This window comes from Enterococcus sp. 4E1_DIV0656, assembly GCF_002140695.1.
Lineage (GTDB): Bacteria > Bacillota > Bacilli > Lactobacillales > Enterococcaceae > Enterococcus_D > Enterococcus_D entomosocium.
This window is the reverse complement of the sequence record NZ_NGLF01000001.1, coordinates 1,921,135-1,947,010: the sequence shown is the minus strand read 5'-3', so window position 1 is coordinate 1,947,010 and position 25,876 is coordinate 1,921,135. Positions and strand designations below refer to the sequence as shown.

Below are 25,876 nucleotides of genomic sequence, written 5' to 3'. Positions count from 1 at the left end.
CTTTCTATCCCACACATTGTACTATTTGATTACCTCTTGCACAAGTCGAAATAATCGTTCTGAGGCATCGCTGATCCCTTGTTCTTTTGAGGCTTTGGCCATCTTACTACGAAGGGCTTCATCTTGCATGATACTATCTACTGCTTCCACGAGGTTTTGGCTGTTTAGTTCATGATCGGCAATCATTTTGACTGCTCCTGCATTAGCTAAACTTTGGGCGTTCTTTGTTTGGTGGTCATTAGTCACATAAGGGCTAGGAATCAGAATTGCTGGAATCCCTAATGCCGTAAATTCGGCAATCGATGTGGCACCTGCTCGTCCAATCAACAAATCACTATTTGCCATCACTTCTGCCATTTGATCGATATAGGGACGAATACTGATATTAGGGAAAGCATCTTTTGACATCCCGATTTTTTCTTCGATCTCTTTGTAATACCTTTCGCCAGATGCATAAAGTAACTGATACTCTTTTTGAGCAAAAAGCGGCAGCGCATCAATGATCGCTTGGTTGATTTTCAGAGCTCCTTGACTCCCACCAAAAACCAAAACCGTTTTTTTCGCCGGATTTAAATCGTAAGAAGACAAAATCGTCGACTTTTGACTATTCCGTACTTCTTGCCCCCTGGGATTGCCCACAAGCACCGTTTTCTTCGCTGGAAAGTATTGAGAAGCATCGTGAAAAGCAATGGCGATTTTATCCACATACTTGGTTAGAAACTTATTGGTGATTCCAGGAACACTATTTTGTTCATGAATAATGGTAGGTATTTTCAACTTCGCTGCAGCAAAGACCACGGCGCCAGAAACATAGCCGCCGGTGCCAATCACCACATCCGGTTGAAACTCCTTGATGATTTTCTTTGCTGCATAATAGCTTTTCATGAAAAGCTGGATCGTTTTTACGTTATCAAAAGACAGCTTACGCTTAAAGCCTTGGATCTCTAACGTTTTAAAAGGAATACCTGTTGGAGGGACGATTTTATTCTCTAAGCCCCTTGTTGCACCAATGTATAAAAATTCGGCTGTCGGGTCAATCTCTTTTACGTAATCGACAAAAGACAACGCTGGATAGATGTGGCCGCCAGTACCGCCGCCAGTCACAAGTATTTTCATGTCCTTCACTCATTTCTATTTAAGTTCTGCTACTGCCGCCATAAATTTGTCGCCGCGAACTTCAAAATTAGGGTATTGATCCCAACTTGCATTCGCCGGTGACAATAGAATCGTATCTCCAGCAGCACTTAAAGAAAAGGCAACTGGGACGGCTGTTTCAACATTGTCTGTCATTTCAATCGTTTTTACGCCAGCTGCTTGAGCGGCTGAGGCTAATTTTTCTTTTGTTTCTCCAAACACTACGATAGCTTTGAGTCCTTTTAGTGCTGGAACCAACTCATCAAAACTGTTGCCACGGTCCAAGCCGCCTGCCAATAAGACCAATTTCTCATTGTCAAAACCGCCTAAGGCCATTTCTGTTGCTAAGATGTTGGTTGCTTTGGAATCATTGAAAAATTTCACCTGATTGATGGTGGTGACATACTGGGTCCGATGAGGTACCCCAGTGAAGGTTTGCAACGCTTGTTTGATTGCTTCGTTTGGCATATTGCAAAGTTTTCCAACAGCGATCGCCGCTAAGGCATTTTCAATATTGTGTGCCCCTGGTACGCCAAGTTCCTCCGCTGCCATAATTGCTTCTTCTTTATAGTAGAGCATCCCATCAAGCATATATGCTCCTGCTACTTTTTCCTTGGTGGAAAAAGGAATGATTTTCGCCTTTGATTTGGCCGACAGTGCTTCTAGTTCCGGTTGGTTCCAGTTGATCACTAAATAATCGTCAGCGGTCATTCGTTGTTGCAAGCGCCATTTTGCTAAGACATATTCCGGGCGACTACCATGGTAATCGATATGGGCTTCATATATATTCGTGATGACAGCGATTTTCGGCCGTAAGGTATCGATTCCCATCAATTGGAAACTTGAAAGCTCCATCACCAAGCGATCTTCAGGCTTAGCTGTTTGAGCAACGGAACTTGCAGGAAACCCGATATTTCCAGAAAGCAATGCCTGTCCTTTTTCCATTCCAGCATTCAAGACATTGGCGATCATAGTCGTTGTGGTGGTTTTTCCATTCGTACCAGTAATACCGATAATCGGCGCTTCAGAGATTTGATACGCTAGTTCCACTTCCGTGATCACAGGAATTTTTTTCTCTAAAGCTTTTTGAACAAGAGGTTGTGAATAGGGGATCCCTGGATTTTTAACGACTAGCGAAAATCCTTCATCCAATAATTCAATCGGGTGGCTGCCAGTGATCACTTTGACCCCTAAAGCCAAAAGATCTTGTGCTTCTGGATTTTCAGCAAATGGCTTTCCGTCATTAACGGTCACAAGTGCGCCCAAATCATGTAACAATTTGGCCGCACTGAATCCACTACGCGCTAATCCTAGCACAAGAACTTTTTTATTTTGATATGTTGTAATTTTTTTCATTTTCTTCATCTCCTACCATACAAGGGCTATTGTGAGCAAAGAGCAACCTAACGCGATACACCAAAACACAGTGTCGATCTTCCACTCAGACCATCCGCTCATTTCAAAATGATGATGGATGGGTGACATCTTGAAGATTCGTTTGCCTGTTAATTTGAATGAGGCAACTTGCAGCATCACGCTTGCTGTTTCACAAACATAGACCAGTCCGACAAGCAATAGGGTCCATTCTTGGTGTAAAAGAATCGAGATAGCTGCCAGCAGACCGCCTAAAGCCAGTGAGCCGACATCCCCCATAAAGATTTTTGCCGGTTTGCGATTGTAGGGAAAGAAGCCGATCAATCCGCCGATGATCGCAAGACAAACGATTAACACATCGATTTGATCTTGTCGCCAAGCAATCAGTGCGTAAGTTGAAAAAGAAATCGTGCCCAGTCCTGCGACTAGCCCATCGATACCGTCCGTCAAGTTGACTGCATTTGAAAAACCAACAAGCCAAAAAATGACGAACAAGCCATAAAAAATCGATAGCGACACGTCTATCCCAAAGAAATTCAGTACATCCGCATTGCCTTCGGATCGGAAAACAAAGTAAAAGACGAGTCCGCCTAAAATCTGTCCAATCAGCTTTTGCAACGAGTTCAGCCCCATATTTCGTTTGCGGAAAATCTTGATGAAGTCATCAAGAAATCCTAATGCACCATAAACCAAGGTAATGAACAAAAGAATGAACAATGAAGCAGTCAATTGATTTTGCCATGCTCCTACCCAGATGGCAGTGATCATTGCAGAAATCAAAAATACAAACCCACCCATCGTTGGTGTACCGGCCTTTACATTGTGCCATTTGGGGCCGTCACCACGTATTTCCTGTCCGTATTTCTTCATTTGAAAATAGCCGATAAACAAAGGCATTGTGGCTGTTACGATCGCAAAGCCACTTGCCAAAGGTAATATCATCTCTGTCCATTCCATATTGTTCTCTCCTATTTATTCGTTTTCACTTAGTGTAAACTTGATCGATTGTCCTGATAATTCGGTGTATGGTTCCACGCTTTGTTTGGTACAATAGCCGTTTCCTTCAAAACTGACGTCTACATTCAGCAGACTACCAAATTTGATTAAGTCTGCTTTTGACCAAGAAGTCGTATCCGGCATATAGTACTTATCGCTGTCGGTAACGAGCAGTACCCGTCCGCCAGGCATGATCGAAGTCCCACTGTCAACCGATTGGGCAATGACTTTTTCACCATCCCCGATGACTACCGGGATCAATCCAGCTTTTTGAACATCCGTTGCAGCCGATTCTGTATCGAGATTGCGATAATCCCCCACAGTTGTTTCGCTACCAGATGTTGTGCTTTCTTCTAATGCAGAGTTTTTCAGATCCATGACCCGTTTCATCAATGGATTGGCAATTTCACCCAACACGGTGCTTTCGTGCTTCTCTGGTAATTTAATCGTCAAATACAAAATGTATTCTGGTTCTTCTGAAGGAAACATCAAAACAACGGAATATAGATAATTGGTGCCACCAGACAAATACTTACCGGTTGTTGGATCGGCTACTTGGGCCGTCCCTGTTTTTGCAGAAATGTTGTAGCCAGGTAATTCATAAACGCCATAGGCACTTCCATAATTTTCACTCTCGACAACATCACGCATATATTCACGGACCTCTGTTGCAGCCTCTTTTGTGATCGGATGGCCGACCTCTTCTGGTTGCGTGACCGTTTCTTCTCCAGTATTGCCATCAACGATTTTACTAATAAATTGTGGTTTCAGCATCGTTCCATTATTTGCGACCGATGTGAAAGCCTGCATCATTTGGAAATTCGTCACACCAATCGCTTGACCAAAGGAAGTCATCGCTTGGCTGACAGGATTATCTTCTGGGGTGATTCCAGTATTTTCGTTAGGCAATCCTGAATAGGTGCTACGGCCAAAGCCAAATTCTTTTAAGTATTGTTGCCAACGATCAGCCATCCGCTGCTCCAAGGTCACCATTCCGATATTACTGGACCATGAAAGAGCTTGGCGCATCGTCAGTGTTCCTTTTTGACCAAAGTCCCAGTCATTGATGGTTGCATCGTAAAGTTTTAATCCATCAGGACTTGGGGTAAAGGTTTCGTTCTCATTGAAGATGCCTTGATCGATGGCAGCTGCTGTCGTCAAAATCTTCATGGTTGATCCTGGCTCATAGTTGTCTTCAACTAACAGATTTTGCCAATCATTGATCGAATCCAAATTTTCTGGATTGTAGGTTGGTCGTTGCGCCATCGCTATGATTTCGCCGGTTTTGGCATCCATTAAGTTCGCTGTTAAGTTTTCTGGTTTGTTTTCTTTAAAGACGCTGTCCATCAGCGTTTCCAAATAGCTTTGGATTCGACTATCGATGGTGGTATAAACGTCTTTTCCGTCAACGGCTGCGACGGTCTCTGCTACTGTTCCGGGCAGCGGGTTTTGATTGTTATCTTTTTGATAAACGATCTCACCATCAGTTCCCGATAATACATCATTGTAAGCAGCTTCCAACCCAGTTTTGCCGACTAGACCAGTATCGTCATCATTGGCAACAGCATACCCGATAAAGTGAGAAGAAAAGACCCCATTCGGATAAAGGCGAGCTGGATGGCTATCAAAATGGAAGCCGGCAATATCTTCTTTTTCCATTGCATCTTCGATCGCATTTTTTTGTTCTAATGTAATATTATTTCCCTTGCTCCCAAAAGAGACCCGCCACAATTGTTGCTCAAGGCCATCCTCTAACGTATTGACTGCTGTTTCTTGATCAATGGACAATACATCTGACAAAATTTTGGCCAACTTATTGAAGTTTGCTTTTTCTGCAAAGAGATTTTTGTTGCCATCTTTGTAATTCTGATTCAAAACAGCATAAATGGAATACGAGGTCACATCTTCGGCGATCGGAATCCCATTACGGTCATAGATTGTTCCACGTTTCGCTTTGATCACTTCGCTGCCTTCATAAAGATTTTTGGTCTTTTCTGCTAATGAAGTTCCCGCGACATCCCCGACAATGACGATATAGCTCAAACGCGTGACAAACAAAAAGAACAATCCAATACTCGTAGCAAAGAGAATAATACCTACTTTTTTGCGATTGTTCGTTGTAGTTTGATTGTTCTTTTTTAAGTATTGCTTGAATTTATCTGTTAACTTCATTTAGTCCACTTTCCTTAAATTGCCATCATCGATCGACAATCCATTATCCTCAGCAATCTTTTGGATGCGCTCGGTTTTAGAAAGTTCATTTTTCTCTTGTTCCAACTGTTCTGCTTGTGTTGTTTTCTCAGTGATATCCGATTGGATCAAGGAAATATCATGCTCAACTTGGCTGATATTGGTCCGAATATTGATGGTCAAGATTGCCAACGTCAATACAGCGATAATCACAAAGGCAGCAATCAGTTTTTCTAGAGTAGAAATACTTTTTAACCGACGAGCCGGAGATGCTGGTACACGGATGACCTCAGGACGCTGGGGATCAGTAGGCAGTTTTTCAGTTGTCGGTTCAGAGTGATCCAAAGGTTGTGATTCAAGAGGTTCTCTGAATTCATAGTCATGAACTTTTAGTTCTGCCATAGTTGTTACCCTTCGCTTTCCTTGATTTTTTCCGCGATTCGTAGTTTCGCACTACGAGAACGATTATTTTCAGCTACTTCTTCCTCAGTAGGAAGCAGTGGTTTTCTTGTTATAAGTTTTAATGTTGGTTGAAATTCTTCTGGTATCATCGGCAGACCTGGTGGCATATCCTTTGGTGTACTGTATTCCTTGAACATCGATTTCACAATGCGATCTTCTAATGAGTGGAACGTGATCACACTGACACGTCCGTTGACTGCTAAAAGATGAATGGCTTGTTCAAGTGAGTCTTCAATTACACCTAGCTCATCATTGACTGCAATTCGAATGGCTTGGAAAACCCGTTTTGCTGGGTGACCGCCCTTTCTTCTTGCTGGAGCTGGAATGGCTGTTTTGATGATATCGACCAATTCCCCCGTTGTTTCGATGGGATGATCTTGTCTCACCCGCTCGATTTCCCGAGCGATTTGTTTTGAGAATTTTTCTTCTCCATAACGGAAGAAGATTTTGACTAATTGATGGTAGTCGAATTGATTGACCACTTCATAGGCAGTCAATGCTGCAGTTTGATCCATCCGCATATCCAGCGGTGCATCTTGGTGGTAGCTAAAGCCACGTTCGGCTTCATCTAATTGGGGTGAGGAAACACCTAAATCATACAAAATACCATCGACTCGGCTTACGCCGTGTTGATTCAATGCTTCCTTTAAATAGCGGAAATTACTTTTAATAAACGTGACCATCCCTTTAGCAACATAAGGTGCTAAACGTTCTTTTGCATGGTCGATGGCGGTTTGGTCTTGATCAAAAGCAAAGAGATGTCCTTCTTCAGACAGTTGTGACAATAAATATTCACTATGACCAGCTCCACCTAATGTACAATCGACATAGACGCCTTCTGGACGAATTGATAATCCATCAACGGTCTCCTGTAGCATAACGGTGTAGTGTTGAAAATCTGCCATGTGTTTTTTCCTCTTCCTATCAAGCCTATAAGCCAAAGTCGATCATTGTTTCAGCAATTTCATCAAAGTTTTCTTCTGCTTCTTCAGAGAATGCTTGCCAACGCGTTTCATCCCAAATCTCGATTCGATTTGAAACCCCGATGATCACGCAGCTTTTAGTAAGGTCTGCATGATTTCTCAATGTAACAGGGATATTGATTCGTCCTTGTTTATCGATCTCGCACTCTGTTGCAGCAGAATAAAAGAAGCGGACAAATGTCCGAGCATCCTTTTTCGCTAAAGGCATTTCGTTTAGTTTTTCTTCAAGTTTTTCCCATTCAGATAAGGGGTAGCCAAATAAACAGCCATCTAATCCACGTGTCACAACAAATTTTTCTCCGAGTTTTCCTCGTAGTTTTGAAGGGACGATTAGTCGGCCTTTTGCATCTATCGAATGTTGAAATTCACCCATAAACATCGATAAATAACCCCCGATCTCCACCTGATATTCACAGTCTACCACAATCCCCCACTTTCTACCACAAATTATATGAAATTTGAAAGGGAAGTTGTTTGACTTTTCTTTACCAAATGAACAAAAAGAGGAAATCAGACTCCTTAAAGTCTTTAAAAAAACTTTAAGTGAAAAAATGGACGTTTATCAAGGGGCAAAACACTATAAGTAACTTACGATATTTAGAATGATCAAAACGACATGAAAAATGATCGTAAATAGAAAAATACTGCGCCAATACATCTTAAAATAGCGACCATATTGGATCTCTTCATAGTAGTACGCCTGAAAGACGGCCAGTAGAATGCCTAATAAAAAAATGGAGATCAAATAATACAATGTGATTGCTTGATCAAAAGTATATTTTGATAATTGATGAATCCCCACCATTAAAAATGGTACCGCTAAATCCGGTGCCTTCACATGGAAACGATCATTCAACGAAAGTGCAGAAACGATAAAACGACAAGCAAAATAAACGAGCACAGGAAAAATATACCAAAACAAAACGATTGGATTAAATCCAGACATACAGCAAAATCCTTTCTAACAACTAGTGTCACTATACTTTATTTTCTTTACATCCATGTTTCAGTTCTTTTAAAAATTTAAGCCGGAATAAGACAGCCATGAAATTTTTTAAGGAGGCTCTTATTTCAACAACTAACTTTTGAAAGTTTTAAAGAATGTATTTCTTTACCTATTAAAACAGAAGGGAGTAGCTTCAACAAGCCTATCTTGCCATTCTAACGAATTTTTTTATAGTGAAATTGAAATTTTCTTAATTTCTCCTTGGATCAACTTGAGTTCTTGAGAAATTGAGGGTAAACTGTCACTAGAATAACTCTAAAAGGTGGATTAGAATGAACGAGAAAAAACCAAAAAGTACCTTTGCAAAAATCACGCAAGTCGTGATCTGGACCATGCTTATTCTCACTGTCGGCTCGATTTTCTTAGCAGCGTACACAAGTATTATGGGTTAATCCTATTAAAAAATGCCCTTTTCCAAAATGATGGCTTCCATCTTTTGGAAAAGGGCATTTTTTTACAGTAACGGTGACACAAGACGTGCCAGGCCTTCCTTGATCTTGATCGTCAATTTTCTTTGTTGATACGCTTCGATCGTTAACGGTTTGGAATCGATCGAATCCGCCAGAAACGCTTCTTTTGTTTGAGTCGCAAGTTGCGCATCATAGATAATCGTATTGACTTCAAAATCTAAGCGAAAGGATCGAACATCGATATTTGCTGAACCAATCGATACAAGTCCACTATCTATAATCATCGTTTTCGCATGCATAAACCCTTTCTCATAGGTTTCAATGATTGCTCCAAAATGAAGCAGCTCAGCCGCAAAGGAATAGGTCGCCCAGTAAACCAAGGGATGATCTGGTTTGTTCGGAATTTGTATATGAACTTTCACCCCAGAGAGCAGTGCTAACTTTAAGGCGTTATGAATGGCTTCATCCGGAATATAATACGGCGTTTGAATTAGGATTTCTTTCTTGGCTAAATTGATCATTTTCAAATACGTCATTTTAATTTCTTCATGTTCCGTATCAGGACCACTAGTGATGACTTGGGCTGCGACTGTCCCCGCTTGTTTGATTTCAGGAAACAAAGAAGGATCATATTTGATCTCCAAGGCATGTTGTGAATTCCAATCCATCAAAAACCGATTTTGCAGCGAATAGACAGCTGAACCGGCAATTCGCAAGTGATTGTCTCGCCAATAACCAAATTTTTCCACTTGTCCTAGATATTCATCTCCCACATTAAAACCGCCTGTATAACCAATCTCACCATCAATCACCACGATTTTACGATGATTCCGATAATTGATTCGCGGATTGACATAAGGAACGAACAAAGGAAAGAAAAAGGCAATTTGCCCGCCATGCAGACGCAATTCATCAAAAAACTTCAATGATACCTGGGTACTGCCCCAAGCATCTAACAAGACTCTTACTTTTACGCCTCGCTTTGCGGCTCGTACCAATGCTTCTTTGACCTCATTTCCCAATGCATCACTGCGATAAATATAATATTCCATATGAATGTGATTTTTTGCCTGTTCGATATCCGCAATCAAGGCATCAAATTTCTGCCGCCCATCGGTATAAAGTGTCATGCTATTGGCTGTCGTATAGAGGGATTGACCAAAGACCGTCAACAGATAGACTAACTGCTGGACTTCTACTTGAGCAGTCGGCGGATGCGGAAACAAATGACGCGCGAGCGCTTGTTTTTGTTCTTCTAATTCAACGTTTAGACCAATCTTTGCTTGTGAGCGCATATCGAAAATCTTTTCCTTGGAAATTCCTCTACCAAAGAAAAAGTAAAGCACAAAACCAACGATTGGGATGAACATCAAGACCAAAAGCCAAGCCCATGTCTGAGCAGTCTGACGTCTCTCTCTGAAAATGATAATGATTGATAACAAAATATTAACTATAAATAAAATGGTTACCAAATTATCCATTACAACCATTTTTCCACCTCTTCCCCGATTTCCCGCTACTAAAGCATATCAAAAAATAGTACCTAAAGTAAAGAAACACTGTGATGAAACAAAAAAAGCCGATCTGACGATCGACTTTAATAAAACATACGTTTAGAATTTTAAAAATCGGCGCATTGATAAGACGGAACCAAGCGAACCAATCACGATACCAATCAGTGCCATCACACCGCACACTTGTATTAGAAACATATTTGGTGCAATTAAGCTGTAATTTGAACGTAGCAAGGATGGATTGACCATTGCATAAACTTGATGATACCCGAAGTACATCAACGCAATTGGGACAATTGATCCTAAGAGTCCGATCCAGCCTCCTTCAAGGAAGAATGGCCAACGAATGTAGCCGTTTTTCGCCCCAACCAGACGCATGATTTGAATTTCTCTTTGACGGGACAAAATCGTGATCCGAATCGTATTAGAGATTAGGAACATTGCCACAAAAATCAGTAAGACAGCAGCAGCTAAGCCCCAAGTCCGCACAGCCGCAGACAATTCAAAGATTCGGTCAGAAGAATCTCCACCGTAATCGGCTTTAAAGACATTCGGCAAATCCCCAGCTTGTTCTGCGATCTCTGTCGTATACTCTGGATCTGTTGCACTTACAACAAATACGTTATACAGTGGATTACTGTCGCCTTCGAACAAGTTCCATGAATCCCCCATGGCATCCTGGATCTTCTGCAATTCTTCGTCTCGACTAGAAAATGTCACTTCTGAAACGTTCGGCAGATCATTTAAGGCCTGTTCTAAAGCATCCATGTCTTCTTGTTCTGTACCAATATCAACGAAAACCGACACGTCCACATTCTCACGAATATCTTCGGCTAGTTTTGTTGCATTTAAGATTACACCTAGAAAAATACCGACTAATGTTAATGTGATCGTCACGGCACTCAATGACGCGATAGTCATCCAGCCGTTACGCTTTAAACTTTTAATACTCTCCAGGAGATGACGGAAAAATGTTCTAATCATCGTAACCATATTCTCCTTCCGCTTGGTCGCGAATAATGCGGCCATTCTCAATCGCGATCACGCGATGACGAATCGTATTTACGATCGTACTATTATGGGTCGCCATAACGACCGTTGTTCCTTGTGCATTGATTCGATCAAGCAATTTCATGATTTCCCATGAGTTTTCAGGATCTAGATTTCCGGTTGGTTCATCCGCAATCAATACCTTTGGTGTATTTACGATGGCACGAGCGATCGACACCCGTTGTTGTTCCCCACCGGAAAGCTCACTTGGAAAGACCCGAACTTTATGTTTCAGTCCGACCAAATCCAAAACTTCCATCACCCGTTTTTTGATATCACGGGGTTTGCGTCCGATAACTTGCATTGCATAAGCAACATTTTCAAAGACCGTTTTCCGCGGTAAAAGTTTGTAGTCTTGGAAGACCACGCCGATTTCCCGGCGCATCAAAGGGATCTCACGGTTTTTCATGCCGACCAAATCATATCCTGCGACATTCAAAACGCCTTTTGTTGCTCTTTCTTCTCGATACATCAATTTGATAAAGGTTGATTTTCCGGCGCCGGATGGTCCAACGACATAGACAAACTCCCCTTGATCAATTGAAATCGAAAGGTTACGGATAGCAGTCGTACCATTAGAGTACTTTTTCATTATATCTTTCATTTCTATCATACAGCTATCTCTCCATCTCAAATTTTCATTCTGGCTTATTATAGCATGAATATATTTCACCTTGCTTGCAACAGATTACAATTGTGTTTCAATCTGTTTAAGTCATACCAGGTTATTTTTGATTCAGTTTCAGCTTCAAATAGGCATCGATAAAGCCGTCCAAATCGCCATCCATGACTGCCTGTACATTCCCAGTTTCGAAATTCGTTCGGTGATCTTTGACCATTGAATAGGGATGGAAGACATAAGAACGAATTTGCGAGCCCCAGCCGATCTCTAATTGCTCGCCTCGCAAGGCTGCTGCTTCTTGTTCTTTCTTTTCGACTTCTAATTGATACAGCTTAGCTTTCAACATCCCCATCGCTTGCTCACGGTTTTTCAGCTGTGAACGCTGGGCTTGGCTAGCGACCACTGTACCTGTTGGAATGTGAGTGATCCGCACAGCAGATTCGGTTTTGTTGATGTGCTGTCCACCAGCGCCGCTTGCGCGGTACGTATCGATCTTCAAATCATCTGAGTTGATCTCCACATCGATCGCCCCATCTAATTCTGGCATCACATCCACCGAGCAAAATGACGTATGCCGTCTCTTAGCAGAATCAAAAGGTGAAATACGGACCAAGCGATGCACGCCTTTTTCCGACTTCAAATAGCCATAGGCGTTGTGGCCTTTCACAAGTAATGTGACACTTTTTATCCCCGCTTCATCACCGGCTTGATAGTCCAAAGTTTCCACCTGATACCCATGTTGTTCGCAAAAACGAGTATACATCCGTAACAGCATGCTGCCCCAGTCTTGCGACTCGGTACCGCCTGCTCCCGGGTGCAGCTCGATGATGGCATTGTTTCGATCATAGGGTTCATCTAACAACATCGACAATTCATAAGAAGCCATTTTCTCATTTAACTTACCGATTCGCGCATCAAGTTCTGCTTCCATTTCCGGATCGGCTTCTTCTTGAATCATTTCCAACATCACTTCGAGTTCTTCCAATTCTTCTGCTAGCTGATTGAATTGATCGTAAGTCTCTTTGTTGGCATTGTTGGCGTTAATGACTTGTTGAGCTTTTTCTGAATCATCCCAAAAGGTAGGATCTGCCATTTGGTGTTCCGCTTCCGCAATGTCCTCTTCTAACTGATCTAAGTCAAAGAGACCCCCTAAAACTGATTATTTTTTCATTCATCTGGGTCAATTGATTCCGAATATCTGCGATTTCCATTAAAATTCCTTCTTTCTTTTTTTCTTACAAACGAAAGTAGACTGGACAAAAACGTCTGCCAGCCTACTCTCACCTTTTTCAAAACGTGTTACATATTTTTCCCGTGGCAATTCTTGAATTTTTTCCCGCTTCCGCAAGGACAAGGATCATTGCGGCCCACGTTTTTGAAACTTGGCGCTTGGGCAGCCGGTGCTTCTTCTACCCCTTGTGCTTCTCCTTGGGCTACTTGTTCCCGTTGAACGTTTTGGCGGATTTCTGCCTTCATAAACAGACGAGTTACTTCATACTCGATGGCTCCAACCATGTTTTCAAACATATTGAATCCTTCTGTTTGGTATTCAACTAACGGATTGTTTTGTCCATAAGCCCGTAACCCAACCGATTGGCGCAATTGATCCATGGCATCGATGTGGTCGGTCCACTTCGTATCAACGACTCGTAAAATCACTACTTTTTCAAATTCCAGTAATTGTTCTGGACTATTAAGTTGTGTTTTCTTTTGTTCAAAGACTTCTTCTGCCCGTTGGTTTAGATAATCTTTAATCTCTTGAGCTGATTTGCCCTTGATGTCTTCAATACTGATGGTATCTTCATGAACAAGTGCATTGGCAGCAAAATCAACGATTCCTTCATAATTCCAATTGCTTTCTTCTAATTGCGTATGACTGTCAACGACACGGCTGATGGAACGTTTCACCATATTCATTAATTGTGGTGAAAGATCCGTTTCTTCCATGATTACTTCTTGACGTTGTCCGTAAATAACTTCCCGCTGTTCTCGCATTACGTCATCGTATTGCAAGACGTTTTTCCGGGTATCGTAGTTATTCCCTTCCACTCGTCTTTGGGCAGATTCTACTTGTTTTGAAAGCATCTTACTTTGGATCACGGCATCGCCTTCATCGATTTTCATCCGATCTAAGAACACTTTGATTCGTTCAGAACCAAAACGTTTCATTAAATCATCTTCTAGCGACAGGTAAAATTGCGACATCCCTGGATCTCCTTGACGTCCCGCACGTCCCCGCAACTGGTTGTCGATCCGTCGTGATTCGTGACGCTCGGTACCAATAACTGCCAATCCGCCTAGTTCTGCAACACCAAGACCCAACTTGATATCCGTTCCCCGACCAGCCATATTGGTCGCGATCGTTACAGCGCCTTTTTGCCCAGCATTCAAAATGATTTCCGCTTCTTTAAAGTGATTCTTGGCATTCAATACTTCATGAGGAACTTTCTCCCGATCAAGCATTGATGATAGTAATTCAGAAGTCTCAACAGCGACGGTCCCTACAAGGACTGGTTGCCCTTTGCGGTGACGTTCTTTGATGTCTTGAACGACTGCTTGGAATTTGCTGGTAAGTGTTGGATAAAGCAAGTCCGCACGATCATCCCGTAAGATCGGTTTATTCGTAGGAATCTGAATGACTTGCATGTTATAGATTTCTCTAAACTCTTCTTCTTCCGTTTTCGCAGTACCGGTCATCCCAGACAATTTTTTGTACATCCGGAAGTAGTTCTGGAATGTGATCGTCGCCATCGTTTTGGTTTCATCTTCGATCTCGACACTTTCTTTTGCTTCGATCGCTTGATGCAGCCCGTCAGAATAGCGGCGGCCATCCATGATCCGACCTGTAAATTGGTCAACGATCATTACTTTGCCATCTTGCACCACGTAATCAATGTCACGAATCATGATGTAATTCGCCCGCAACGCTTGGTCCAAGTGATGGGTCAATGCGGTGTTTTCGATATCATACAAGTTTTCTAAGCCGAAGGTCTCTTCCGCTTTTTCGATCCCGCGTTCTGTCAAGCCGATCGTTTTTGATTGAATATCGATTTTGTAGTCTTCTTCTTCCGTCAAGCGTTTGACGAAATTGTCGACCCGATTGTATAGCGCGGTCGATTTTTCTGCTTGTCCTGAAATGATCAATGGCGTTCTCGCTTCATCGATCAAGATCGAATCGACTTCATCGACAATGGCATAGTTTAATGGACGTTGTACCATTTGATGACGATAAACCACCATGTTGTCCCGCAAATAGTCAAACCCTAATTCATTGTTTGTACTATAAGTGATGTCACAAGCATACGCCGCACGTTTTTCTTCTGCTGATTTTGAGTTGATGTTCAAACCGACTGTCAATCCTAAAAAGTTGTACAGCTCTCCCATCTCAGTCGAGTCACGAGTTGCCAAGTATTCATTGACGGTTACGACATGGACGCCTTGACCACTCAAGGCATTCAAATAAACAGGTAATGTCGCCGTCAAGGTTTTCCCTTCACCGGTACGCATCTCTGGAATATTCCCATCATGCAAGACGATCCCACCCATTAATTGGACGTGGTAAGGATAAAGACCCAAAACGCGTTTTGCAGCTTCACGTACTACTGCAAAAGCTTCAGGTAATAATTTATCCAAAGTCTCTCCCTCTTGGAAACGACGACGAAATTCATCGGTTTTCCCGCGTAATTGTTCATCAGATAAAGCGGCCATTTCATCCGCATGTGATTCAACTTGATTCGCAATATGGTCAAGACGTTTTAATTCTTTTTTGTCGTTTTCGATTAATTTTCTAAAAAAATTGGCCATACCTTAATAATTCTCCTTTTACTTCTACATTATCCTAGCTGGAAACTCTCCTAACTATTTTAGCACTAGTTCACCATAAATGAAATATTTTTCGATAGAACTATCGCATCAATCTTGCGTGATAAACGGATTCTTAACCTTTTTTCACAGATTTTAAAGAAACGAAGGGAAAAAATACGCAACAAGCCATCGATCGGTGCCCAAAGTCCAGCGCACGTCCAAATGACTTGTTGCGAATATTTGCAAATTAGGCCGTTTTAAAACGGGTTTTTAAGAAAGCTAAGAAGAGCATCAGCAGCATGCCTAAAGATTGGATCCCAATCATCAAGATGATGTCCGCGCCAATAAATCCTGCCAACATCGCCACCAGAGAGCCTGCCCCCAGTGCATTCAAAATCACGTTGGTACTTTCTTTGAAACTGCTGATCGTCGACAGTCGCGACTTTTTCGTCAGCCAGAGGAAAAACGCTGCGCCCATGACGAGGATACTATTCATTGCCACCAATAAAAATGCCACCGTGATCGTCTGGCTGAAGAAAATCGCCGTCTCGTTGTTGCGATAAAAGCCGTCTTCGATCACTTTCTGAAACGAAGCCGCATCATGCACTTGATCAGGCATCATTTCCGCCGTGTAACGCATCTCATAATGATAGGTTTGTCCATCGATTTCCTCTTTGATGGTCCAGTCTGTTTCACGAAAATTGATGGCATATTTTGCTCTTGAAAGGTCCGCTTCTGAAAGCGCAACACCTATAATGCCCGCTTCTGTTTGCGAAAAGACTTGTGACTCATCCGTTAAAAGTTTGCCATCTTCCAGCTGCAGTTCACTGTATTCGGCTGCTGTTTCAGCAGTCATGAGTGTTTTTGCATGGGGGAAAAATGCTGCAAAGGCTTGATCCGTTTGCTTGCTGATCATCAAGGTCAGCGGGATCATCAGCAAGGACATCAAGAAAATATAGACAAACACTTGCTGCCAGCGATTTAATTTTTTACGCCATGCATAGACTTTTGTTGGAGAAAATATGGCCCCAAAGTATGTTAAGGGAAATCGTTGTTCAGACATCCTATCATTCCTATCCTTTTGTTCCGCCCGAGGTCAAACCTGAAACAAAGTATTTTTGTAAGAAGAAAAACAGTGCAGCAATCGGTACGGCGATCAAAATCGCCCCAGCCGCAAAAAGTGCTACCCGTTGGTTACGGGCATCGTTGATAAAAGTCTGCAGACCGACTGCGACGGTCAAACGCTCTTGTGAGCGAAGCAAGAACCGCGCCAGCAAGAATTCGCCGAATGGCCCCATAAAGGCCCACAATGCTTGCACGGCGACCATTGGTTTTACGAGGGGCAAAACGATTTGCCAAAAGATGCGGAAATGCCCTGCACCGTCAAGTTTTGCTGATTCATCCAAGTCGATCGGTACCGTATCAAAGTACCCTTTCATCAGCCAAGTATTCATGGGAATCCCACCACCGATATAGATCAGTGTCAAGAACCAGAAACTATCTAGGCCGTTTGCTAATAAGCCCATGACATAAAAAGCGGTCAACGCCGACATTGTTGGCACCATCTGAACGATCAAGAACACCATCAAACTGCTCTTACGACCGGCAAAGCGATAACGACTGTAAGTATACCCTGCCAGTGTTACGATCATTACTTGGATCACCATCGTGGAAACAGCCACGATCAAGGTGTTTTTATACCATGTCAAATAGGGGGTTTCATTGAACAATCGTCGAAAGTTGTTCAATGTCCAATCCGCATCAAAATCCAAGCGAAAGGCGATCATATTCCCTGCCTTGAAGGCTGAGGTGGCGGTAATCAACAAGGGATAGATGATAACGATCGATAAAGCGATCATAAACAAGTAGGTAAATAATTTGCTGAAAGAAAACTTTTTCTTTTTCATCCTCAATCCTCCATATTAAATGCATTCGTCTTTTTAAACACCAGTAATGAAATGGAAATCACCACAAAGGAAATGATCAAGGTCAATGCAGAAGCAATCGAGTATTGTGGCGAGCCGCCCGTCGTCAATTTGTAGATCCATGAAATCAAAATATCCGTCGAACCGGCATTTCCACCTAAACTTCCTGGACCACCTTCGTTAAAGAGATAGATCATGGAGAAGTTATTAAAGTTCCCTGTATATTGCGTAACGAAGGTTGGTGCTGCCACCAAAAAGATCGCCGGTAACGTAATATTGCGAAAACGCTGAATCGCATTTGCTCCATCCATTTTGGCTGCTTCATACAAATCTTCAGAAATGGATTGTAAAATCCCTGAGACCATAACATAAATATATGGAAACCCTAACCAACCCTGAATCAAAATAATCGCCGTTTTCGTCCAAAACGGATCGGTCTTCCAAGCAATGTTCCCAATATCCACAAAGGGCAGATTGTTCAATAGCGGGATCACCTGCGTATTGATCGCTCCTGCGGTATCATTAAACATATTTGAAAAACTCATGATTGTGATAAACGCTGGCACCGCCCAAGGAAGCAAGAAAATCACCCCGAAGACCCGACGGAACTTCACAAATTTTTGATTGGCAACAACAGCTGTCAGTATTCCTAAGGTAATTTGCAAAGTAGTTGCTAAAACGGTCCAAATCACCGTCCAACTAAACACTTTTACAAAGGTGTCGCGGTAAGAACTTAAGGTGAAGATATTCGTAAAATTCGAAAAACCGATCCAGTCGATTAAGTTTGCTGGCGGAATATGTCGAAAATCATAGTTGGTAAACGCCATGAAGAGTGTCACCATTACCGGAAAAATAATTGCTACGATCATCACCAGATAGGCTGGGATCGTCAATAGATAAGCGAAACCATCCTCATACAATTTATTGAAAAACTCTTTTCTCGTAACTGCCACCGGGAACCCTTTTTCAATACTTTGGCGAACTTGATAGGCATCTTTGATATTTAAAACCCAAAAGATAATGAAAATAACGGTAACGATGACCTGTAGCGTTCCTTCGATCAACAAGAACAAAGAATTGTGTTCCATCGGTACTGATCCCAGTGTGACAAAGTTATATAATGCTTGTCCACCGAACAAAAGCATTTCGCCTAGAAAAATTAGAAAGACCGCAAAAAAGAGTCCCGCTTTAAATTTCTGACCATTTTTGAATTGTCCCACCCCAGGGATGATTGAAAGAAGCGCTGTCTGCGTGGCTTTTGAATTCGTCCTCATATGTATCCTCCTTAAAATCGAAAGTCTGCCAAGCGGCCGACGATCCATAGAAATCAATCTCATCAAGCAATTTCTTGCGTGCTACGTTGCAAGGAATCCTTTTGACAAACATCCTCTATAGAATCGTCGACATGAATGACAGACCGTAATCGGCTATTTATTAATATTTCTGCTCAATCGCTTCTTCGATTGTTTTGGCAGCATTATCCGCTGCTTCTTGAGGAGTCATATTGCCTGAACCTGCATCAAACAGCATGTTTTCAGCCCCTACCCAAACCTCAGACATTTCAGGGATATTTGGCATTGGTTGTGAAACACTGTATTGCTCGATCACTGCTTTTGCTACTGGATCATCAGAAGCAGCAACTGTTTCTTGAGCCATAATGTTTGCTGGAATATCATGACGCATTTCATACAATTTCTCTTGATTAGCTTCGTTTGTTAAATATTCGACAAATTGTTGAGAAACGTCTTTGTTTTGTGAGTAGTTGGAAACAACCCATGCTTTTCCACCACCAAACGTTTCATAATCATTGCCATTGCTCAGCGTTGGGATTTTCGCTACGCCATAGTTAATCCCTGCTTCTTCAAAGCCGTTCACGCCCCATGGTCCGTAAATGATGGCTGCTGTTTTGCCTTGGTTAAAGTAATCTAACATCAAGTTTTCGTTGGCTGATACATCCAGCATTCCTTGCGGCCAGACATTTTGGAACCAATCAGTTGCGTACGTGATTGCTTCAACAGAACCTTCATTGTTAATCCCTAAATCAGATGGATCTGTCCCTTCATCCCCAAAGACATAACCACCATAACCAGCTAATAGACCATACGTATAATAAAAGTCTGTCCAACGAGCTAAGAAACCAACATTGTCATCGCCTTCTGCAAAACGATCATCTTTTGCTAGCTCTTCTAAATCAGAAAAAGTTGCTGGCGCTTCATCGATCAAATCTTTGTTATAGAACATGACAACTGCTTCAATCATTGCTGGTGCGCCATAGATTTTATCATCGATCGTTACCTGTTGCTTGTCTGTATCGCTGTACCGTCCATCATCTGGCAAAGTCATTTCTGCCAAATGCCCTTGCGAGCCTACTTGACCTACACGATCGTAAGGAGACATCGTAACATCTGGACCTTTCCCAGCAGGACCGTCTAGTTGAAGCGCATCCATTTGATCGAACATATCCATTTCTACAACGTTGATGGTCACATCATTTTCAGATTCAAAGTCAGATTTCACTTCATTGATATAATCAATATAGTCTGCGCCTACAGAGACCGTGAGCGTTTTTTCATCGCTACCTGAACCTGCATCTGCATTACTACCATCGGTACTACCACCGTTGCCGCCACACGCCGCAAGCGCTAACAACGCACTTCCTGAAACTAATCCTAGAGCTGCCTTTTTCCAATTCACTTTCATCCTGTTTACCTCCTGCAATTTGTAACTCCATTATGCAACCGGTTTCTTAAAATGGCAAACCTTTTCTAAATGTTAGCGATAACAAAAATAGAAAAATCCTTTAAATTAAGATGTCGAGGAATCGAAAAGAAATTGCGCAACCATTTGCTTAATTTTTCATTTTGTGGATTCACGAACCACGAGTTGAGGTAAAAAGCGCTGTTGTCGCTGGCTCGTATCATTATGTTCGATTTTTTGGATCAATAATTCGCCGCAAACTTCCCCCATTTCCACAATGGCTTGCTTCATCGTTGTCAATTTTGGCGAACTTACCTGATCAAGGAATACGCCATCGTAGCCGATGATCCCAAAATCATCTGGCACCTCCACTCCGATCGACTGTAAGCCTTGATTGATGCCTAACGCTAAACGATCTGTGGCACAGATAAAACAAGTGTTTTTCATTAAATGCTCATTCTGCGATTGGATAAACTTGCGGGCGGCGGAAGATCGGTTGTCAAAACGATAGATTTTTGGTGATATTCCCGCTTTTGTGACTGTATCTATGTACCCTTTTTCTCGGCTTTTCGTAAACGCTTCTTCCAACTCTAAACCAATATAGACCAATTGTTGATAGCCGGTGTCGATAGCATGTTTGCATGCAGAAACGATTCCTTGATAGTTGTCACTGTCAACAAAACTGAACCCAGCTTCATTTTCGCCAAACAACACCACAGGCTTTCTTAAATTTCTTATCCAGTCCATGTCAGCCTGGCGAAAGCCCGTAATGATGCAGCCATCTGCTGGACCACGATCCACCCCGTCAGTCGTAACTAGCTGCAAAGAATAGTGTGCTTTACCAATAGAACGAGCGATCCCAACCAATAAGTTCATATAGTAAGGTTCCGTCGTATCCATCTCCTCTAAAATATACACTTTGATGATATGGGAACGCTTGGAAACTAATGATTTGGCAGCAATATTCGGCTGATAATCCAATTCAAGCATCGCTTGATGAACCAGCTGCTTTAACTCTTCAGTTACTTTGTCCGGATGATTGATCACTCGAGAAACGGTCATTGCGGAAACATTTGCTTTTTTAGCAACATCTGCTAGCGTAGTCATGATTCACTCTCCTTGTATTATTTCATCTATAGTATAACATAATAAACCAAAAGAAGAACCAAGGCACTCTCTATATAAAAAAGATTTCCAGCCAATTTAACGAGTATAAAAAAACAGAGTGGCTTCTCAGCTACTCTGTCAAAAAAGACTATTTTTTTGGGGTGTCGAGAAAAAGGTATCAACACTTGTTAATCGGTTTCGATCAACCCGTATTTGCCATCTTTTCGACGATACACAATGCTCGTTCCATTCGTTTCCGCATCTTCAAAGATAAAGAAGTTGTGTCCAAGCATGTTCATTTGTAAAACAGCTTCTTCACTGTCCATTGGTTTTAAAGACAAACGTTTTGTACGTACGATGTCTAATTCAGAACCATTGTTTTCTTCATCGTTTGCTTCAGTTGTGAACAAATCACCATCTGTTGGCGGAACCAATGCTGTCTCGCGAGATTTGCGGTTGATTTTTGTTTTAAATTTGCGGATTTGGCGTTCCAATTTGTCAACAACCAAATCGATACTAGCATATAGATCAGGTGAGGTTTCTTCCGCACGCAGAACTAAGAATGGTAAAGGAATCGTTACTTCTACTTTTGCTGTTTTTTCAGTATAAACTTTCAAATTAACATGTGCTGTTGCTTCCGGCACATCGTTAAAATAACGTTCTAATTTACCTACTTTTTTCTCGACGTAATCACGGATCGCTTCTGTTACCTCGATATTTTCGCCGCGCACATTATATCTAAACATAAAAATTACCCCTTTCGTCTACCAGTAAAGAAGGAAAAGGACCACTCTTTTCTTCTTCTTAACTCTATTATATCGAACTCTTGCTCATTTGCCTAGTAAATCGAACAAATTTCTTTAAGCGTTTTCAAAATAACGATTCAACGGGCAAAGGAAAAGGATCGAATCGACTGGGGGCCAAAGGTCTGCAATGCTTCAGCTGCGTGATATAACGTTCTACCGGTAGTGTAAACATCATCGATCAACAACAGTTTCTTGTTTTTTATTTCAACCGTTGCCTCTGGCTTCACCGCAAAAGGTTGCACCTCCTCTAATCGTTGCTTGCGAGAACGTTGAGCTTGTGGTGCGGTATCAACCACTTTATCCAGCCATTCTTTCGACTTAACTCCGCCTGCGTCTAGCACAGCGGTCACTTGATTAAACCCTCGCTCCTGGTAACGTTCTGCCGATAGCGGGATAGGTATCAAACAATCGTAATCAAAGTTGTTGATCTTTTGTCTGATGGCAGCAGCAAAGGTCTCTCGCAACTGATAGTTTCCCATTAATTTGTATTCATGAATCCACTCCTTCATCCCTTGATCGTAAGCGAACAGTGCCCGATGCTGCAAATGGATCATGGGACAGGTTTTCGCCCAAAAGAGACAGTCACTGCAGGAAATGGTATCCTTTTTGCCACATGTTGGGCAGCAGCTTTGCCAATCGATCACTGTAAATCGCTGAGCGCATTGTGGACATAATTCTTTTTCGGGGATGCGCCAAGGAGCCAACAGCTCAATGATCGTTACCTCTCTTGAAAAAAATATTTGGCACCAACTACACTCCATCGGTCAACCAGCTCCTTGCTAATTGGTTCATCTCATTGATTTCTTTGATTGCTTGACGGATTGCTTCTGTCATTTGGTCGTAGAAAAAAATGACTTCCCCTTCTGTAAACGCACCTTTGCGATCGACACGGCCAGCGATTTGTACTAACGCCGATTTTGTAAAGACCGGGTGATTGGCTCCCAGTACCACCACTGAGACATTTTCAAACGTTACACCTCGTTCTAAAATCATCGTTGTAAACAACACCTTGTACACTTGGCTGCGTGCCGATTGGACTTTTTCCCTCCGTTTTTCATCTTGTGAAGAAACACTAGTGAGGAGCCATGATGCTTCTTGCCTGCGGACAGCCCCTTCCATTTCCTTCATCAGCTGAATACTTGGACAAAATACCAAGACAAAGTTTTTTTTAACCAACCGCTGCAAGTGCTGTAGCAATGGTCGCAGCCAACGTTTTTTGCGATAAGCCTGCGCCCAGCGGCTATAATGAATAGGTTTCGGAACGATCAGCGGACGCTGATGAAACCGTAGAGGCATTTTTAACACTGCAAATTCCGAATGAATTTCTTGCAACAATCGTTTTGAAGGCGTCGCACTTAAATAGATCAGACACCCGTTTTCTGCCAAGGCATTGTATAATCCGTAACGCAGCTGCGCATCGCCCTCGTAGGGAAATGCATCTATCTCATCCACCACGATCAGTTGAAAGCTGCGATAAAAATGCAGTAGCTGATGAGTGGTGGCAATAAGGATCGTTGTATAACGATAAGGTTCTTCTGATTTCCCATAAAGGAGCAGGCTTTCCTCTTGTGGGAACGCTTGTTGAATCCGGGGGAACAGTTCACGGCAGACATCGATCCGTGGCGAGACGATCGCCACACGACCACCTTCTTGCCGTATGTGGCGGATCGTTTCAAAGATCATCTCGGTCTTCCCTGAACCCGTGACTGACCAAACAAGAGACGATTTCTTTTGTCGACAATTTGCCACTAGTTGCTGAGAAATTTTTTGCTGAAACGAAGTCAACACTCCTGGCCAAACGATCTTGTGATCAAAGGCTGGAAGATCCGTTTGTTGAATTACGAGTTGGCCATCTGATGTGATCCGACCATAGCGAATACAAGTTGGACAGTAATAGCAGCCTATCGGCAATAGAACCGACGGCTTGTGGTGGGAAGAACCGCAACGCTGACAAACGATTCTCTTCCCCTGCTCGAGCATTGCCGGTCGAGAATCAAAAGTTTTTCCTACACTCATTGTTTCATCTAAAACAAAAAATTGTCTTCCTTTTTGATTGGTCATAACATACACCTCAGTTTTAACTACGCAAAAAAATCGGTTCAAGTACTTTTTGAAAAGTACTTGAACCGATTACAGGTTTCTTGTTTGCTTCAACAGCAGGTCTTGCTTATTCGCCGATCAATGTCAAAGCTTGATCTAAGACTTTTTCGCCGTTCATCATGCCGTAATCTGCCATGTTGATTACTTCTAATGGAATTCCTTTTGGCGCTAGACGTTTCTCGAAATCGCCTTTCATGAAACGAACTTGTGGTCCTAATAGTAAAACGTTTACGTCTTTGCTTTCTAAATGTTGATCTGCTTCTGATGCGGAAACTGCAAAAATATCTGCTTCTAATCCTTTTGCTTCAGCTGCTTTTTGCATTTTTGTTACTAATAAGCTTGTACTCATCCCTGCAGAACAAACTAACATAATTGTTTTTTTCGCCATATCGAACACTCCTTGAATTTTAAGAATAAGATAACATTTCCTATCTCTAGTATAGAACAAGTTTGAAATTTGTCAACGCTTTCTATCCAGCAACCAGTTTGATTTTACTAAACGATTAAAAACGACGTACTCTTTTTTTAAATTGACTAGGACTACCTCGTAGCCGGCATTCAGCCACGCATAAGCCCCATTTTCTGGATGTCGGTAATCATTCGCCCACCAATCGCTACTGGTGCGGGCACTTTTGGGCAAACCGGATGCTGGGAAAAGAAATTCATCAAACTGCGTAAACGTTAAGGTGATTTGCGAACCACCGTTGTTTTTTAAATAGTGAGTGATCGTATCGTACTTTTTGCGTCTACCCAAAGCAACTGCCTCCTCTTTTTAGAGTCTATGTTCGTACCTGTTTCTTTCTTCTATTTGTAACTTTCCTTCCGATTGCCTATACTAGAAACATAAAGGAGGCGATCGTGCGCGTGACTTATCGAACGATTCGACAAGACGGAGAAACAGAAATAGAAATCAAAAAATCGCGTTTCCTCTGTTCATTAAAACGAATTCAATCAGAAGACGAAGCCAAAGCGTTTATTCAAGCCCTCAAGAAAGAGCATTGGAAGGCAAATCATCATTGCAGCGCCTATGTATTAGGTGAAAACCATGAGATCCAGCGCAGCAGTGATGATGGTGAACCGAGCGGCACCGCTGGGGTACCGATTTTAGAAGTGTTAAAGAAAAACGAACTGATCAATGTGATCGCCGTTGTTACCCGCTACTTCGGTGGAACGAAACTGGGTGCTGGTGGATTGATTCGCGCTTATTCAAGTTCGGCCTCTGCTGGAATCAAAGAGGTAGGAATCGTCGAGGGTATTTTGCATCAAGAACTTGCCTTGACCATCGATTATCCCCTTTTAGGCAAGCTCCAAAACTACTTAGAACTGCAGAATATCTATATAAAAGATATTGCTTATACGGAGAAAATCGTTGTCACCTCAATGATTCCTGAAGCAGTACTTGCCGACCAAGAAGCCGCTCTGATTGACTTGCTGCAAGGGCAAGTGCAGCTAAACAAAGGCAAGACCGAATATGTAGAGCGCCTCATTGAGGAGCCAACCGAGTAACTACGCATGGCAAGCACCATGTCGGGTTTGCTCTTTTCCTCAAAGCGTGGACACTTATGCCGTTTGCTGCAGCGAATGCAGGAACGGCCCTATCGTTGAAAACCCGAAATGACCGATGCGGAGCAACAGCAAGTATGCTCGCAGTGTCCTTTCGGCTTTTCGCGTCTTTTTTGTTTCCAGCCGTCTCAAG

25 protein-coding genes are annotated in these 25,876 nt (G+C 42.3%); 2 read left to right on the top strand and 23 right to left on the bottom strand.

The genetic code is table 11. The annotated features are described in order from the left end of the window. Positions 1 to 21 precede the first annotated feature (21 nt). The 8 genes from murG to A5882_RS09075 form a co-directional block, all read right to left on the bottom strand. Positions 22 to 1,116, bottom strand: a complete 1,095-nt coding sequence (gene murG, locus A5882_RS09110) for an undecaprenyldiphospho-muramoylpentapeptide beta-N-acetylglucosaminyltransferase (RefSeq protein WP_005237281.1) — start codon at positions 1,114 to 1,116, stop codon at positions 22 to 24. Between the two features lie 15 nt (positions 1,117 to 1,131). Further along, positions 1,132 to 2,490 (bottom strand): UDP-N-acetylmuramoyl-L-alanine--D-glutamate ligase, encoded by a 1,359-nt coding sequence (gene murD / locus A5882_RS09105; RefSeq protein ID WP_005237282.1) that lies wholly within the window; start codon positions 2,488 to 2,490, stop codon positions 1,132 to 1,134. Positions 2,491 to 2,502: 12 nt separating this feature from the next. After that, a complete protein-coding gene (gene mraY / locus A5882_RS09100; RefSeq protein ID WP_005237283.1) occupies positions 2,503 to 3,465 on the bottom strand; it encodes a phospho-N-acetylmuramoyl-pentapeptide-transferase in 963 nt (320 codons plus the stop codon). A gap of 15 nt (positions 3,466 to 3,480) precedes the next feature. After that, positions 3,481 to 5,676 (bottom strand): penicillin-binding transpeptidase domain-containing protein, encoded by a 2,196-nt coding sequence (locus A5882_RS09095; RefSeq protein ID WP_008377336.1) that lies wholly within the window; start codon positions 5,674 to 5,676, stop codon positions 3,481 to 3,483. Further along, positions 5,677 to 6,096: a cell division protein FtsL gene (ftsL, locus tag A5882_RS09090; protein ID WP_008377334.1), complete on the bottom strand. Its 420-nt coding sequence runs from the start codon at positions 6,094 to 6,096 to the stop codon at positions 5,677 to 5,679. 5 nt (positions 6,097 to 6,101) lie between these two features. Beyond that, positions 6,102 to 7,061 (bottom strand): 16S rRNA (cytosine(1402)-N(4))-methyltransferase RsmH, encoded by a 960-nt coding sequence (rsmH, locus tag A5882_RS09085; RefSeq protein ID WP_034878729.1) that lies wholly within the window; start codon positions 7,059 to 7,061, stop codon positions 6,102 to 6,104. Between the two features lie 25 nt (positions 7,062 to 7,086). Beyond that, positions 7,087 to 7,518 (bottom strand): division/cell wall cluster transcriptional repressor MraZ, encoded by a 432-nt coding sequence (gene mraZ, locus A5882_RS09080; RefSeq protein WP_086299296.1) that lies wholly within the window; start codon positions 7,516 to 7,518, stop codon positions 7,087 to 7,089. A 198-nt stretch (positions 7,519 to 7,716) separates the two neighbouring features. Further along, positions 7,717 to 8,085 (bottom strand): DUF3397 domain-containing protein, encoded by a 369-nt coding sequence (locus A5882_RS09075; RefSeq protein ID WP_005237289.1) that lies wholly within the window; start codon positions 8,083 to 8,085, stop codon positions 7,717 to 7,719. Positions 8,086 to 8,417: 332 nt separating this feature from the next. On the opposite strand from A5882_RS09075, the gene A5882_RS09070 reads away from it, so the two are divergent. Further along, complete coding sequence (locus A5882_RS09070) at positions 8,418 to 8,537, top strand: DUF4044 domain-containing protein (protein ID WP_005237290.1); 120 nt, start codon at positions 8,418 to 8,420, stop codon at positions 8,535 to 8,537. Positions 8,538 to 8,599: 62 nt separating this feature from the next. Here A5882_RS09070 and cls read toward each other — a convergent pair whose 3' ends face one another. The 15 genes from cls to A5882_RS08985 all read right to left on the bottom strand — a co-directional run bounded on the left by cls (position 8,600) and on the right by A5882_RS08985 (position 24,934). Next, on the bottom strand, positions 8,600 to 10,045 hold the full coding sequence (gene cls, locus A5882_RS09065; RefSeq protein ID WP_005237291.1) for a cardiolipin synthase: 1,446 nt from the start codon (positions 10,043 to 10,045) through the stop codon (positions 8,600 to 8,602). A 123-nt stretch (positions 10,046 to 10,168) separates the two neighbouring features. Beyond that, entirely contained in the window at positions 10,169 to 11,053 is an 885-nt protein-coding gene (gene ftsX, locus A5882_RS09055) for a permease-like cell division protein FtsX (RefSeq protein ID WP_005237292.1), read from the bottom strand. After that, the gene (gene ftsE, locus A5882_RS09050; protein WP_005237293.1) at positions 11,046 to 11,732 is read right to left on the bottom strand and encodes a cell division ATP-binding protein FtsE; all 687 of its coding nucleotides are present in this window, start codon (positions 11,730 to 11,732) and stop codon (positions 11,046 to 11,048) included. The genes ftsX and ftsE overlap by 8 nt, the downstream gene beginning before the upstream one ends. 112 nt (positions 11,733 to 11,844) lie before the next feature. Beyond that, positions 11,845 to 12,952 (bottom strand): peptide chain release factor 2 gene (prfB, locus tag A5882_RS09045; RefSeq protein WP_101495161.1). Its coding sequence is split into 2 segments (ribosomal slippage): positions 11,845 to 12,879 and positions 12,881 to 12,952, totalling 1,107 coding nucleotides; the frame shifts between segments, so codons are not numbered across the junction. 88 nt (positions 12,953 to 13,040) lie between these two features. Then, positions 13,041 to 15,545, bottom strand: coding sequence for a preprotein translocase subunit SecA (secA, locus tag A5882_RS09040; RefSeq protein WP_005237295.1), 2,505 nt, complete (start codon positions 15,543 to 15,545; stop codon positions 13,041 to 13,043). A 247-nt stretch (positions 15,546 to 15,792) separates the two neighbouring features. After that, complete coding sequence (locus A5882_RS09035; protein WP_086299192.1) at positions 15,793 to 16,608, bottom strand: DUF1189 domain-containing protein; 816 nt, start codon at positions 16,606 to 16,608, stop codon at positions 15,793 to 15,795. A 10-nt stretch (positions 16,609 to 16,618) separates the two neighbouring features. Continuing rightward, entirely contained in the window at positions 16,619 to 17,452 is an 834-nt protein-coding gene (locus A5882_RS09030) for a sugar ABC transporter permease (protein ID WP_005237297.1), read from the bottom strand. A gap of 2 nt (positions 17,453 to 17,454) precedes the next feature. Continuing rightward, complete coding sequence (locus A5882_RS09025) at positions 17,455 to 18,744, bottom strand: carbohydrate ABC transporter permease (protein ID WP_005237298.1); 1,290 nt, start codon at positions 18,742 to 18,744, stop codon at positions 17,455 to 17,457. A 160-nt stretch (positions 18,745 to 18,904) separates the two neighbouring features. Then, positions 18,905 to 20,170 carry an extracellular solute-binding protein gene (locus tag A5882_RS09015; RefSeq protein ID WP_005237299.1) on the bottom strand — a complete coding sequence of 422 codons (1,266 nt, stop codon included), beginning with the start codon at positions 20,168 to 20,170 and terminating at the stop codon, positions 18,905 to 18,907. A gap of 156 nt (positions 20,171 to 20,326) precedes the next feature. Beyond that, positions 20,327 to 21,274, bottom strand: a complete 948-nt coding sequence (locus A5882_RS09010; protein ID WP_005237300.1) for a LacI family DNA-binding transcriptional regulator — start codon at positions 21,272 to 21,274, stop codon at positions 20,327 to 20,329. A 188-nt stretch (positions 21,275 to 21,462) separates the two neighbouring features. Next, the gene (gene raiA, locus A5882_RS09005) at positions 21,463 to 22,020 is read right to left on the bottom strand and encodes a ribosome-associated translation inhibitor RaiA (RefSeq protein WP_005237301.1); all 558 of its coding nucleotides are present in this window, start codon (positions 22,018 to 22,020) and stop codon (positions 21,463 to 21,465) included. 137 nt (positions 22,021 to 22,157) lie between these two features. Then, the gene (locus A5882_RS09000) at positions 22,158 to 22,841 is read right to left on the bottom strand and encodes a ComF family protein (RefSeq protein ID WP_086299190.1); all 684 of its coding nucleotides are present in this window, start codon (positions 22,839 to 22,841) and stop codon (positions 22,158 to 22,160) included. Next, positions 22,831 to 24,141 (bottom strand): DEAD/DEAH box helicase, encoded by a 1,311-nt coding sequence (locus A5882_RS08995; protein WP_086372686.1) that lies wholly within the window; start codon positions 24,139 to 24,141, stop codon positions 22,831 to 22,833. Before A5882_RS08995 ends, A5882_RS09000 begins: the two co-directional genes overlap by 11 nt. 106 nt (positions 24,142 to 24,247) lie before the next feature. Continuing rightward, positions 24,248 to 24,568, bottom strand: a complete 321-nt coding sequence (locus A5882_RS08990) for a PTS sugar transporter subunit IIB (RefSeq protein ID WP_005228768.1) — start codon at positions 24,566 to 24,568, stop codon at positions 24,248 to 24,250. A 72-nt stretch (positions 24,569 to 24,640) separates the two neighbouring features. Further along, positions 24,641 to 24,934, bottom strand: coding sequence for a hypothetical protein (locus tag A5882_RS08985; protein WP_005237305.1), 294 nt, complete (start codon positions 24,932 to 24,934; stop codon positions 24,641 to 24,643). A 110-nt stretch (positions 24,935 to 25,044) separates the two neighbouring features. Between A5882_RS08985 and A5882_RS08980 the strand changes: the two genes are divergently transcribed. Beyond that, positions 25,045 to 25,686 carry a YigZ family protein gene (locus A5882_RS08980; protein ID WP_035006530.1) on the top strand — a complete coding sequence of 214 codons (642 nt, stop codon included), beginning with the start codon at positions 25,045 to 25,047 and terminating at the stop codon, positions 25,684 to 25,686. Positions 25,687 to 25,876 lie beyond the last annotated feature (190 nt).

What these genes read in the sequence shown, in the direction of transcription:
- A5882_RS08995 (WP_086372686.1), bottom strand. Translation starts at nt 24,141, where the DNA reads ATGACCAATCAAAAAGGAAGACAATTTTTTGTTTTAGATGAAACAATG.
- secA (WP_005237295.1), bottom strand. Translation starts at nt 15,545, where the DNA reads ATGGCCAATTTTTTTAGAAAATTAATCGAAAACGACAAAAAAGAATTA.
- A5882_RS09025 (WP_005237298.1), bottom strand. Translation starts at nt 18,744, where the DNA reads ATGAGGACGAATTCAAAAGCCACGCAGACAGCGCTTCTTTCAATCATC.
- ftsX (WP_005237292.1), bottom strand. Translation starts at nt 11,053, where the DNA reads ATGATTAGAACATTTTTCCGTCATCTCCTGGAGAGTATTAAAAGTTTA.
- A5882_RS09010 (WP_005237300.1), bottom strand. Translation starts at nt 21,274, where the DNA reads ATGACTACGCTAGCAGATGTTGCTAAAAAAGCAAATGTTTCCGCAATG.
- murD (WP_005237282.1), bottom strand. Translation starts at nt 2,490, where the DNA reads ATGAAAAAAATTACAACATATCAAAATAAAAAAGTTCTTGTGCTAGGA.
- A5882_RS09035 (WP_086299192.1), bottom strand. Translation starts at nt 16,608, where the DNA reads ATGTCTGAACAACGATTTCCCTTAACATACTTTGGGGCCATATTTTCT.
- A5882_RS09095 (WP_008377336.1), bottom strand. Translation starts at nt 5,676, where the DNA reads ATGAAGTTAACAGATAAATTCAAGCAATACTTAAAAAAGAACAATCAA.
- cls (WP_005237291.1), bottom strand. Translation starts at nt 10,045, where the DNA reads ATGGTTGTAATGGATAATTTGGTAACCATTTTATTTATAGTTAATATT.
- mraY (WP_005237283.1), bottom strand. Translation starts at nt 3,465, where the DNA reads ATGGAATGGACAGAGATGATATTACCTTTGGCAAGTGGCTTTGCGATC.
- raiA (WP_005237301.1), bottom strand. Translation starts at nt 22,020, where the DNA reads ATGTTTAGATATAATGTGCGCGGCGAAAATATCGAGGTAACAGAAGCG.
- A5882_RS08990 (WP_005228768.1), bottom strand. Translation starts at nt 24,568, where the DNA reads ATGGCGAAAAAAACAATTATGTTAGTTTGTTCTGCAGGGATGAGTACA.
- murG (WP_005237281.1), bottom strand. Translation starts at nt 1,116, where the DNA reads ATGAAAATACTTGTGACTGGCGGCGGTACTGGCGGCCACATCTATCCA.
- A5882_RS09030 (WP_005237297.1), bottom strand. Translation starts at nt 17,452, where the DNA reads ATGAAAAAGAAAAAGTTTTCTTTCAGCAAATTATTTACCTACTTGTTT.
- A5882_RS09000 (WP_086299190.1), bottom strand. Translation starts at nt 22,841, where the DNA reads ATGGAGTGTAGTTGGTGCCAAATATTTTTTTCAAGAGAGGTAACGATC.
- A5882_RS09075 (WP_005237289.1), bottom strand. Translation starts at nt 8,085, where the DNA reads ATGTCTGGATTTAATCCAATCGTTTTGTTTTGGTATATTTTTCCTGTG.
- ftsL (WP_008377334.1), bottom strand. Translation starts at nt 6,096, where the DNA reads ATGGCAGAACTAAAAGTTCATGACTATGAATTCAGAGAACCTCTTGAA.
- rsmH (WP_034878729.1), bottom strand. Translation starts at nt 7,061, where the DNA reads ATGGCAGATTTTCAACACTACACCGTTATGCTACAGGAGACCGTTGAT.
- mraZ (WP_086299296.1), bottom strand. Translation starts at nt 7,518, where the DNA reads ATGTTTATGGGTGAATTTCAACATTCGATAGATGCAAAAGGCCGACTA.
- A5882_RS09015 (WP_005237299.1), bottom strand. Translation starts at nt 20,170, where the DNA reads ATGAAAGTGAATTGGAAAAAGGCAGCTCTAGGATTAGTTTCAGGAAGT.
- ftsE (WP_005237293.1), bottom strand. Translation starts at nt 11,732, where the DNA reads ATGATAGAAATGAAAGATATAATGAAAAAGTACTCTAATGGTACGACT.
- A5882_RS09070 (WP_005237290.1), top strand. Translation starts at nt 8,418, where the DNA reads ATGAACGAGAAAAAACCAAAAAGTACCTTTGCAAAAATCACGCAAGTC.